The organism is Leptolyngbya sp. DQ-M1, assembly GCF_039962505.1.
In the GTDB taxonomy this organism is placed as follows: Bacteria; Cyanobacteriota; Cyanobacteriia; order Leptolyngbyales; family Leptolyngbyaceae; genus Leptolyngbya.
In genome coordinates this window covers 330,942-342,519 of record NZ_JAMPLJ010000003.1, presented here as the reverse complement: position 1 = coordinate 342,519, position 11,578 = coordinate 330,942, and the positions used below count along the sequence as shown (strand labels likewise).

Annotated in this window: 8 protein-coding genes; 4 read left to right on the top strand and 4 right to left on the bottom strand. The window is 47.3% G+C overall.

Annotation, left to right across the window (positions count from 1 at the left end):
- Window positions 1–7 precede the first annotated feature (7 nt).
- The gene (locus NC981_RS11395; protein WP_348242927.1) at window positions 8–2,287 is read left to right on the top strand and encodes a DUF11 domain-containing protein; all 2,280 of its coding nucleotides are present in this window, start codon (window positions 8–10) and stop codon (window positions 2,285–2,287) included.
- Here NC981_RS11395 and NC981_RS11390 read toward each other — a convergent pair.
- Window positions 2,284–2,823, bottom strand: coding sequence for a DUF456 family protein (locus tag NC981_RS11390; RefSeq protein ID WP_348242926.1), 540 nt, complete (start codon window positions 2,821–2,823; stop codon window positions 2,284–2,286). The two genes, NC981_RS11395 and NC981_RS11390, sit on opposite strands and share 4 nt — an antisense overlap.
- 10 nt (window positions 2,824–2,833) lie before the next feature.
- Complete coding sequence (locus tag NC981_RS11385) at window positions 2,834–3,676, bottom strand: M48 family metalloprotease (protein ID WP_348243231.1); 843 nt, start codon at window positions 3,674–3,676, stop codon at window positions 2,834–2,836.
- Window positions 3,677–4,101: 425 nt separating this feature from the next.
- On the opposite strand from NC981_RS11385, the gene NC981_RS11380 reads away from it, so the two are divergent.
- Both NC981_RS11380 and NC981_RS11375 read left to right on the top strand, forming a co-directional pair.
- Window positions 4,102–4,470: a hypothetical protein gene (locus tag NC981_RS11380; RefSeq protein WP_348242925.1), complete on the top strand. Its 369-nt coding sequence runs from the start codon at window positions 4,102–4,104 to the stop codon at window positions 4,468–4,470.
- Window positions 4,471–4,497: 27 nt separating this feature from the next.
- Window positions 4,498–4,767 (top strand): DUF2171 domain-containing protein, encoded by a 270-nt coding sequence (locus NC981_RS11375; protein WP_190376663.1) that lies wholly within the window; start codon window positions 4,498–4,500, stop codon window positions 4,765–4,767.
- Between the two features lie 44 nt (window positions 4,768–4,811).
- Here NC981_RS11375 and NC981_RS11370 read toward each other — a convergent pair whose 3' ends face one another.
- Complete coding sequence (locus NC981_RS11370; protein ID WP_348242924.1) at window positions 4,812–6,503, bottom strand: ABC transporter ATP-binding protein/permease; 1,692 nt, start codon at window positions 6,501–6,503, stop codon at window positions 4,812–4,814.
- Window positions 6,504–6,590: 87 nt separating this feature from the next.
- The gene (malQ, locus tag NC981_RS11365) at window positions 6,591–8,081 is read right to left on the bottom strand and encodes a 4-alpha-glucanotransferase (protein WP_348242923.1); all 1,491 of its coding nucleotides are present in this window, start codon (window positions 8,079–8,081) and stop codon (window positions 6,591–6,593) included.
- Window positions 8,082–8,261: 180 nt separating this feature from the next.
- Between malQ and treS the strand changes: the two genes are divergently transcribed.
- The gene (treS, locus tag NC981_RS11360) at window positions 8,262–11,519 is read left to right on the top strand and encodes a maltose alpha-D-glucosyltransferase (RefSeq protein WP_348243229.1); all 3,258 of its coding nucleotides are present in this window, start codon (window positions 8,262–8,264) and stop codon (window positions 11,517–11,519) included.
- Window positions 11,520–11,578 lie beyond the last annotated feature (59 nt).

Sequence of the window (11,578 nt, the reverse complement as noted above, 5' to 3'; positions counted from 1 at the left end):
TACTGTTATGTCTTGCTTACTTCAACTGCTTCTAATGCTTAGAAAGCCTTCTCAACATCTTGGAAGGATAGGAACTCTTATCGCTTGTCTTTGGCTTACTGGAACGCAAGTAGCACAAGCAGAAGGCAGCCGCACACTTTATCCTTCGGGTGCAACCGGGAATCGATCAAACTTAGAGTGGCGAATGGACTCGCTCTATGGTGGGCTGTTAACACGGCGCACATTACTGAAAGTCTATGCGGTTCAAGGCGAAAATATCTTGCTTGGCTCAAGTAACACTAGGAGTAGCGCTGAAATTCTAGTATTCAACCCTGGTCGTGTTACAGGTCAGAGCGGCAGTGAAACAGTTCCAGTTTCTTCGTCGGCTGACTTTCGATGTTCTGCTCAACGCACGAACTTAGGTAATCCAGCGCGAGGACGCATTACAGACCGCACCATGGAGTTAGCAGGTCCTCAATCGATTTCTGGAACAGGGAACACTAGCGGCTATGTTCCTTGTTATTACACCGCTCCAAGAACCGGGGTTTATGATGTTGTTTTTTTTGGTCCAAATACAACCCAGGGCAACCCGGATGGATCAATCAACAACTTCAGTACCGACAATAATAGTCAAGGAAACAGTGTTGCGGCTTGGGATGTTACGGTGAGAAGCAATGACATCAATTCCACGCAGGATTTCCCTGGACGATTATTTACTTACTACTTGACACTATTTACCGGAGGAAACCGACGCTTCCTCAATTTCTCAATTTATCCCGTTACCAATGATGGCTATCAATACAGGATTACCTTACGGGGACTTGATCCAGATGGATTTGTCGTTTACGGTAACCAGGTTGGTTTCTTTGACAGCGATGGTAAGACACCGCTCTATCGTGATGTCATTGGAGGAGATGAAAACTTAGCTGACCTAGAGAGTGGGGTTAGTCTTGCTCGTCCTCAGTTTGCGACATTTCTTAATCTGCCGAATCAAGCCGCTTTATCAGCAGTGACTCGTTACGATATTAATGGAAACCAACTTCTAGGTAGCATTCCGTTAATTCCTGTCCGACCTAGTGTCAGTGATCTGAAATTTCTCGGCAAATTCAATCAAAATACGAGCGTTGTCAATCAGGGCGGAACCTTCACCTTTAACAGTTCGATCGCAGGCAACTATCAATTAGTGATTAGCCGTGATGGAATTGATTTTGATCCGACGAATCCCAATAATCGGGCGCTACGTGGAGTTATGTTTAATTTGGGGATACAATCTGTAGACTGGAATGGGCAAGATAATAGCGGCGTTGCTTTTCCAGTCGGAACTTATCCTGCTCGAATTCGAGTCCATGCAGGTGAGTATCATTTTCCGCTATTAGATGCTGAAAACAATGTCAATGGTGGTCCTACAATCGAGTTGCTGAACGAGACGAATCCGCTTGGAAGATACCAAGCTTTCTACGACGATCGCGGCTATCGAACACTCGCAGGCACAACCGTTGGCACCGTGGGTCAAGTTCTTTGCGCTGCTACGGGAACAACAAGACCTTCTCCCCCCGCCAGCAACGCGATCACCGGGTTTGATAGTCGAGGAAGCGAGCGCAGCTTTGGTGTCTCAACAAACACACCTCAGCCCAATCAGAGATGTGGAGGTTCGTTTGGAAACACCAAGGGCTTAGATATCTGGACTTATTTTCCCAGCAACACAGAAACCGCGCCTGTCAGAATCATCGACAATCCCTCTGCAAATTTACGATTGGTGAAACGTATTACTGCGCTGAATAACATTGCTTACACGGATGTGATTGATGATCCAGCAGACTCAAGCGATGATAGTTCTCGCAACTGGACAATGAACTATATTGTAGGTCGCACTGGGAAAGGCATTACTGCGGCAGATTCCGTTCCGGTTAAACCCGGTGATAGCTTAGAGTACACGATTTACTTTCTCTCAGATGGAAGTAGTGCTGCTCAGAATGTGACGATCTGCGACTTGATTCCACCGAACACAACGTTTATTCCGAATACCTTTAATACCAGCACACCGAAGGATAGCCCCACATCTGCAGGCAACTTTGGGATGCAACTAACGATCGACAGCGCCACGGTCTATCTCAGTAATGCCGATGATGTACCCGATCGAGGGCAGTTCTTTGCACCGGGAACTGCTGCTCCTTGTGGTGCAAACGGAGCATCGGTCATTGTTCCAAATGGGGCAATCATGCTGAAATTAAACAATCTTCCCCATGCCACCGCAAAGGGCACTCCGAATTCGTTTGGCTTTATTCGGTTTCGAGCGAGAGTGAATTAAGCCCACATCACCGATGACCAGGTTGACCAGACAAAGATGCCAACGGCTGCGATCGCTAACACAACTTCGATTAAGTTTCCGATCAGTGCGCCAAAGCCGATCGCGAGACTCACTTTTCCCGCCGTTTTAAGGCGTTCTGAGGCTGGGAGATTGCGGCGATAAAGATACTCACCGATAAATCCACCCAGTAGACCACCGATGAGGATTCCAGCAATGGGGCCGCCAAGCGGCAACGCAGGCAACAACCCAAAAAAGCCGATCGCCATGCCCGCAAGCATTCCATACTGGCTCCACTTACTCGCTCCTGCTTGTTTGGCTCCCCAGTAAGAGCCGAGCCATTCTACAACAGCACTCAGAATCAGCGCCACGAAGATCAATCCGAGCGGCAGTAGCGGAATGGCAAACTTTGTCACCACACACCACACTAAAATTGCTGCCAGAATTAAGCTAGGCCCCGGCACTCCGGGTAACACTGCTCCCGCAACTCCAACTAGCATTACCGCGACTAATACCCAGTACAAAATCATTAGATTCATGGTGTTTCTCCTATCTGCGGCGAACCACTTGAGCAAAGCGATCGCGCCCGTCTTCTAAGTTCGGCGGAATGCCTTGAGGAAAGGACTTTTGAATCGCCGCTTTCAAGGTCTGTAAGCGATTGCCGGGGTCAGGATGAGAACTGAGAAACTCTGGTTTTCGTCCCCCCGAACTCTGCGCCAAAATTTGCATGAGTTCGAGAATGCCTCGCGGGTCGTAGCCTGCTTGAAGCATGAATTTTAGTCCGAGTCGATCGCTTTCCGCCTCATCCTGGCGACCGTAGCGGAGGTTAACAAGCTGATTTGCAGCTTGAGCGATCGCGGCGGCTCCCTGTCCGCCATCTTCTCCACCACTTGCTGCAACTCCGATCGCGTTCACCAGAGAAACACCAAGCTGCTGTTTGGCAAGATGCTCGGCTCCGTGTCGCCCAACTACGTGACCGACTTCATGCCCTAATACGGCAGCTAGCTGCGCTTCTGAGTTCATTCGTCCTAGAAGTGCTGCGGTAATGAAGATTTGTCCGCCTGGAAGCGCAAAGGCATTGACTGTCTGGGAATCGCGCAGCAGATGGAACTCAAACGGGTAGGGCGCTTTAGCAGCCTCCGATCGCTGAACCACCCGTTCACCAACTGCATCGATGTAGTCTTGCAGCGATTGCTCAGGGAAAAGTCCGCCGTGCCGAGCTGCCATTTGCTGACGGCTTTGCAGTCCGAGCGCGATTTCTTGTCGGGGCGACAGTTGAACGCGCTGGTTTTCGCCCGTAACGGGATTGACATTCGTTGCCCCAAAGTAGCTAAAGAGACTCCCAACCGCAAACACCAGCCCTAAGATTAACCGAATTAAAACACTCACAATAGTCGTTAAAAAGATGCGATCGATGTATTTTGAAATGCTCTAATGAAATAGATCAATCAGCCTAGAGATACAGTTCCTTGTCAACTTTGAGCGCTATTAAACACATTAGATGAATTTTACGACTTGCATGGTTGCAATTACAGGTGCATCCCCAAATCAGACTATTTTTGGTACTGTTTTTGGTTGCTAGTGCTCGGTGTAGCGGCGCTTGTGCTGTTCGCGGGATTTATGATTGTGGTAATCAGCTTTGCTGCCGTGAAAGCCAGCCGAGGACAGTCGTACCGCTATCCGTTCAGGATGCAGTTTTTGCAGTGATTGTAGTTCACTTCAGACGCAGGGTGAAATTGAATCTGTCTTACAGGAGAAGCAGTGACGATCGCAGCAGCTTAGAATGCGACTCAGCTTTTATCTAAAGAGGTTAAATGATGCCTATCGTTTTATCGGCATTGCAGCGAGGGTTGCGCCGAACGATCGCAGTCGTGTCGCTCGTTGCATTGTTTACTGTATCTAACTTTGTATTTCTAAACTTACCGAGCTACGCTGCACCCCCGTCTTCGTCCTCTTCGATTAGTGCCGAAGAGCAGATCGATCGGGCGTTTGAAGAAACTGAGGCAGCAGGGATTCAAGAAGAGATCTATCAACAACGTCTGCAAGAAGGACAAGACCCTGAGAAGATGCCCGGACCGTTTAAGCGGATTGTGGATGCAGAAGGAAAGGAGGTTCCTGAAACCAGCTTGATTGAGACTTCAGTGAGCAAAGTAAGGGAACTGACCCAGAAAGTTACGGGCAAATAAACCATTTTTTATATCGAGGACACAATCGTGGACATTTCTAAAATTAGAGCAGATTTAGCAATTTATGCTGAAGGCCCTGGCGGTTTGGATGGCGCATCAGATGTGCACATCGGAACTGTAGATCAAGTTGAGGGCGGAAAGTATATCAAAATGAAAAAGCTTGATTCTCCCGATCGACAGCATCATTGGTTTCCTGTCACTTGGGTTCGGGCAGTCGATGAAAGTGCTGTGTTTTTGAACAAACGGATCGATGAAGTGCTTAAAGAGTTGATGAATGAGGCTCCGGCGGAAGTCTAGTTTTTCAGAGCGGCTCGATCGTTTGATCGGAGCCGCTCTTTGTTTCAATTGCTAACTTCTTGCGGATGTTTTAATTTCCAGGTTTTGTCCTGCGAGAATTCCAGAATGGCTTGATGATATTTTGCTAATGTCGATCGATGTCCCACACTGAGGAAAGTTGTCCCAACTCGCTCTAAATGCTCGTATAATCGCTCCTCGTTTGCTTGATCTAAAGCGCTGGTGGCTTCATCGAGAATGGCATAATCTGGCTTATTCAACAGCAATCGAGCAAAGGTAAGGCGCTGTTGTTCTCCCAGCGATAAGACATCTGACCACTCTTGTTTTGCTCCAAAGCCCCCGAAGCGATCGGCTAAATCCGCTAAATTAACTTGCTCTAATATCTGTTGTAGCTGAGCATCTTCGATTTCAAGGTCGGAGTTTGGATAAAGCAACTGATCGCGCAAGGTTCCCAACACCATGTAAGGACGTTGCGGTAAAAATAGAACCTGATTTAAATTGGGACGCACGATCGTTCCAGTCCCAGCGTTCCATAAGCCTGCGATCGCTCTTAATAAAGAACTTTTACCACAGCCACTTGCACCCATGACTAAAAGCCCTTGCTGTTTGGGAAGCTCGATTGATAAGTTTTCAACTAATGTACGTTGTCGGTTTGGAGTTTGAAGGGTTAGGTGTTCGATCGTGATGCGATCGTCTTCGGTGGTTTGAATGATTGCTTGTTCATCTACAGCATCTTTTTGTTCTAAAAATTCTGCAAAGCTGGATAGACGATTAATTCCAGCCCCAAAGGTTGTTAACGCTTGGAATCTTGCAACAACAACATTGAGCGAGAAGAACACTCGAACAAACGCGCCTTGAGCTTCAGTCACTTTACCCACTTCCATCTCTCCCGCAAAGATTGCAGGAGCAACGACTAAAGCAGGCAGAATAAACGGAATAAACTCATACGCATTCGTCAACACATTCAGATTGAGTTCCCAAATCAGCAGCCGTTTCACATTTTCAAATACTTCAAGAAACCGCGCTTTGACCTGGTTCGATTCTTGTTCTTCGCCCCGATAGAACGCGATCGCTTCAGCATTCTCGCGAATCCGCACCAAGCTAAATCGAAAATCTGCTTCTTTTTTCAGTTGCTCAAAATTCAGCCGCACCAAAGGCTTACCAAAGACAACGGTGGTTACAAGCGTTCCTGCCAGCGCATACAACACTAGAAAAATCACTAGCGGTTTAGAAATGCCCCAAAGCACCCCGCTAAAGGCAATCACCGAGAGAACCGATTCAACTAGAACCAACAAAAAGGCAAGCGACTCTTGCGTAAAGCTCCGAACATCTTCAGCGATTCGCTGATCGGGGTTATCGATTTCAGGTTTTGCGGTCAGTTCATAATAAGCCCGATCGTTAAAGTAACTATCCACAAAGCGCGTCGTTAGCCAACGTCGCCACTGTAAGCTGAGACGATCGCGTAGATAGCGATAGCCTGCAAGCAATGGCGCATAAATTACCAGAACAGCAATAAACACAAACACGGTTTGCCAGAATCGCGATTCATCACGGGCAGAAAGCGCGGAAATTAACACGCCTCGCTTGTTGTTCAGAATCACGCTCAAACCCGTGTACGCCAGCAAAAATAGCACCACACTCAGCAACAAGCCTCTTGCCTGCCACTTTTCGTTCCCTTGCCAGTAGGGTTTCGCGATCGTCCAGAATTGTCGAAAACCGCTCAAGTTCAATCGATCCATGTATGCTGTCCTAGAAACGCTGCAATTGATTTATTGATTTACAGCGTAAGCGGAACCCTGCAACTTGAAACCTTCTTGCAAGATGATTTATGACTTCAGCCGACTGTAGCAAGCGGTCATCGATCGCAGCTTTTCCGCCAGTTCATCGGTGAGCAGTTCAGAGCTTGGATATCGCCAGCGCCAATTGCCTGCATATTGGCTCGGATCATTCATGCGCGATCGTCCATCCAGTCCTAGAATGTCTTGCAGCGCTGGAATTGCCCAAACCGACACAGACGCAAACGCCATCCGGACTAATGCCCAATGAATGTTTGTCTCATCCGGAGTATAGCCAATGTACTGCGCGAAGAATTCTTTTTCGTGCGGTGTTGCTGTGTTCCACCAGCCGATCGCAGTATCGTTATCGTGTGTCCCAGGATAAACGATGCTGTTTTGAACATAGTGATGCGGTAGATGTGTGTTGTTTGCATCATCACTAAAAGCGAACTGTAGAATCTTCATGCCGGGGAAATTGAAGCGATCGCGTAGCTCCTCAACTTCGGGGGTAATAATCCCAAGGTCTTCCGCCAGAATTGGCAATTCGCCTAAACGCGCTCCCAAGGTTTCAAAAAACTCGGCTCCCGGTGCTTCGATCCATTCTCCATTGATCGCCGTTTCTTCACCGGCGGGAACTTGCCAATACGCTTGGAAGCCTCGGAAATGGTCAACTCGAACAATATCAACATACTGCAAAGTGGTTTGAAAGCGCTGAATCCACCACTCATATTTGCTTTTCTGGAGTTGATCCCAGTCATAAACGGGATTTCCCCAAAGCTGCCCAGTGGCGCTGAAATAATCTGGTGGAACACCTGCAATAAAGGTCGGCTCAAACGTGTCTCGATCGAGCTTGAAAATCTCTGGATGCGCCCAGACGTCGGCGCTGTTATGGCAAACATAGATCGAAATATCACCAATAATCTGAATGTTCTTAGCATTGGCATAGTGCCGCAACTTCATCCACTGTTCAAAGAACTTGAATTGTAGAAATTGATGAAACTGGATGGCTGGCTGCAAGGCTTCAGTTGCCGATTTAAGAGCATCAGGATCGCGTTTTGCTAGTCCTCGATCCCAGTGATGCCAATCTTTTCCAGGGTTGGCTTCAAGTAATGCCATAAACAATGCAAAATCATCTAGCCACTGGGATTGCTGCTGGCAAAAGTCCTTGAAATCAGGCTGTGGCTTGAAGCGATCGAACGCTAACTTCAGCAGTTTGGTCTTGTAAGGAATCACGCGATCGAACTCAACTCGCTCCCGTCCCCCTTCAATCGGGATCACTTCTTCGGGCTTCAGTAATCCTTCTTCGGCAAGCTGTTCCAAGCTAATCATCAATGGATTACCCGCAAACACGCTGAAATTCATGGTGTAGGGTGAATGTTCGTAGCCGGTCGGAGCCAGCGGCAAAATTTGCCACAGCGTTTGACCACTTTTGGCGAGAAAATCTACAAACTCATATGCAGATCGCCCTAAATCCCCAATGCCAAAGTCACTCGGTAAACTCGTCGGATGCAGAAGAATTCCGCTCGATCGCTGAAACATCACCCATTCTCCACGCTTGCCATCGCTGAACTTTACTAAACTCTGTGAACAAAATCATAATTCTATGGACGGAAATTGAATCACCAAAGCAATTTGTGAAGAATCAGTCTTAGGAGGATGACGAAAATTCCTAAAACCTCCTAGCGTAATACCGTAATTTCAGCAATTCTAACGGCGACGATGATGCAATCTTCAACGCTCAACTACGATCCTCAATGGTACAAAGATGCCATTATTTACGAAGTTCCAGTTCGTGCTTTCGCAGATAGCAACGCCGATGGCATCGGGGATTTTCGCGGCTTGACTGAGAAGTTGGATTATTTGCAAAATCTGGGTGTAACGGCACTTTGGGTGCTGCCCTTTTTCCCGTCTCCGTTGCGCGATGATGGCTATGATATTTCAGACTATACCAGCGTCAATCCGATCTATGGGACGATCGAAGACTTTAAGGACTTTCTAGAAGCCGCTCATGCCCGTGGAATTCGCGTCATCATCGAGCTAATCATCAATCACACTTCTGATCAGCATCCCTGGTTTCAACGCGCTCGACGTGCCCCAGAAGGCTCTGTCGAACGAGATTTCTATGTCTGGAGCAACACGCCTGAAAAATACCAAGAAGCACGAATTATCTTTCAGGACTTCGAGGTTTCTAACTGGACATGGGATGCAGTGGCTAAATCTTACTTTTGGCATCGCTTCTACTCACATCAACCCGATTTGAACTATGACAATCCGGCAGTCCAAGAAGCCGTGTTTGAGGTCTTAGACTTCTGGTTAAAGATGGGGGTCGATGGCTTGCGAATGGATGCAGTGCCCTATCTGTATGAGCGAGAAGGAACAAACTGCGAGAACTTACCAGAAACCCATGAGTTTCTGAAGAAACTACGTCAGCGCGTGGAAAAAGACTATCCCGAATGTATGCTGCTGGCTGAGGCAAACCAATGGCCCGAAGATGCTGCGGCTTATTATGGCGAAGGCGATGAGTGTCATATGAACTTTCACTTTCCATTAATGCCGCGATTGTTTATGTCGGTGCGAATGGAAGATAGTTTTCCCATCAGTGATATCTTGCAGCAAACACCAACCATTCCAGAAAACTGTCAGTGGGGAATTTTCCTGCGAAATCACGATGAACTGACCCTAGAAATGGTTACAGATGAAGACCGAGACTATATGTATCGCGTCTATGCTCAAGACAAAGACATGCGAGTCAATCTAGGGATTCGACGACGATTGGCACCGCTACTTGGAAACGATCGCCGACAAATCGAACTGTTAAACAGTCTATTGCTCTCCTTGCCGGGAACCCCGGTGCTGTACTACGGTGATGAGATTGGCATGGGCGACAATGTGTATGTAGGCGATCGTAATGGCGTTAGAACGCCGATGCAGTGGAGTGACGATCGCAATGCTGGATTTAGCCGCGCCAATCCCCACAAACTTTACTTACCGCTGATTGTAGATTCTGAGTACAACTATACAACCGTGAATGTTGAAGCTCAGCGATCGAACCCGAATTCGTTGTTAAACGCAATGCGGCGCTTGATTGCAACTCGAAAACGGTTTCATGCTTTTGGACAGGGAGAATTTCAGCTATTACACCCGGAAAATCGTAAAGTTTTAGCATTTACCCGCGCCTTCAAAGATGAGTGCATCCTAGTCGTTGCGAACTTATCTCGCTTTGTGCAAACCGTTGAGCTTGATCTCTCTGCTTTTTCTGGTTTTGTTCCGGTTGAGGTCTTTGGCAGAACACAGTTTCCAGCCATTGAGGATGCACCTTATTTTCTCAGCTTAGGAGGCTATGCGTTTTACTGGTTTAGCCTCAAACCCCAAGAAGTTGAAACGATCGTACCTTCAGAATTACCCACATTGCGATTAGTTGGAAACTGGCAAAGCGCGTTGACACAATCCACGAGTAAAGCTGCCTTGGAAACAATTCTGGTTAATCATCTAATGCAGCATCGCTGGTTCCGAGCAAGAACCCGCCCAGTGCAATCGGCTCAGGTTGTCGAGTCGATCACGATTCCGTACCAAACTCATGAAGCTCAGATGGTTTGGCTACAAGTAAACTACCTTCAAGGGCAGCCTGAAACCTACATTGTGATTGTGGCTCATGCAGATAGTAATCGAGCTTCGTCTTTGCCGGCTGAATCAATCATTGCTCAAGTTGAAGGAGACGGGGTATTGTTTGCAGCGATCGCTGATCCAGCATTCCTAGTTGGATTGCTCGAACGGTTCTCAGATGGCGATCGCTATCCCGGTCAATCTGGACAACTGAGCGTGAGCGCGATCAGACAGTTTCCAATGCTGGAAGCTTCCTTGCTCAAAGGTGAGCATAACAATACATCGATCATCTACGGTGAATCGGTAAAAACCAGTGCAGAAGCTGCTTATATTCTCAAATTGTTCCGCATTGTTGAAGAAGGCATTAACCCGGATGTTGAGATGCGGCAGTTTTTACAGTCGCGATTTACTCAAATTCCTGCCATTGTTGGCACACTCACTTATCAATCCCCTAGCAAGCCACCTTCAACGATCGCAGTTCTGCAAGAGTTTATCTCGGATGCGCGGAATGGTTGGGACTATACATTAGATAGTCTTCGTACCTATTTTGATGCAGTTACCTCCTGTGAGAATGGAGCTTGTACGCTACAAGAAAGCATTCCAGAAGCCGCCCAGACTGCGCTTGGAGCCTATCTTGTCAATATTCAACGCTTGGGACAACGAACGGCTGAATTGCACATCGCTTTAGCTTCTGATTCTGAAAACCCCGACTTTAAGCCAGAACCATTTACCTCTTTGTATCAGCGATCGATTTACCAGTATGCTCGTAATCTCGCTGGCCAGGTCTTTCTCGCATTGAGAAATGAGCTATACCAAATGCCAAACCCCCAACTCGCGCAGAAAGTTTTGGGACAATACGAGCCTTGTCTAGACCAATTCCGCAGCGTTCTGAATCTAAAAATTACGGCAATGCGGACTCGATATCACGGAGACTATCATCTCGGACAGGTGCTTTACACCGGAAAAGATTTTCTGGTGATTGATTTTGAAGGCAATACTTCGCGGAGTTTGAACGATCGCCGCATGAAGCGTTCTCCTTTACGCGATGTTGCCGGAATGCTGCACTCATTTTATTTTGCAAGCTCGATCGCGCTAAACAATGAAATTAGCAATGCAGAATTTGCGCCGGATCAATTGGAGAACATGAAGCAATGGGCAGAAGCCTGGAAACAATGGGTCAGCACCACTTTTTTGGATGCTTATCTTGAGGTCGCACAGCAGGATGGTTTCCTACCGCAGAATTCTGACGAACTGCAACGATTGTTAAATCACTACTTACTAGAAAAAGCAATCTTTGATCTAGGAAAAGCATTGACCCAATACTCTTCTCAGCTTGACATTGCTATGCTGAGAATTCTCGAACTCTGCTCGGTCTAATACCAAATCAAACTGCAATGTGACGACAGTTCAGTTTCTTCTTTAGCAATTTGAATTGA

Bases quoted from the DNA above. Each gene is read 5' to 3' on its own strand.
- NC981_RS11380 (WP_348242925.1), top strand. From the start codon at position 4,102: ATGCCTATCGTTTTATCGGCATTGCAGCGAGGGTTGCGCCGAACGATC.
- NC981_RS11395 (WP_348242927.1), top strand. From the start codon at position 8: ATGTCTTGCTTACTTCAACTGCTTCTAATGCTTAGAAAGCCTTCTCAA.
- NC981_RS11370 (WP_348242924.1), bottom strand. From the start codon at position 6,503: ATGGATCGATTGAACTTGAGCGGTTTTCGACAATTCTGGACGATCGCG.
- NC981_RS11390 (WP_348242926.1), bottom strand. From the start codon at position 2,823: ATGAATCTAATGATTTTGTACTGGGTATTAGTCGCGGTAATGCTAGTT.
- treS (WP_348243229.1), top strand. From the start codon at position 8,262: ATGCAATCTTCAACGCTCAACTACGATCCTCAATGGTACAAAGATGCC.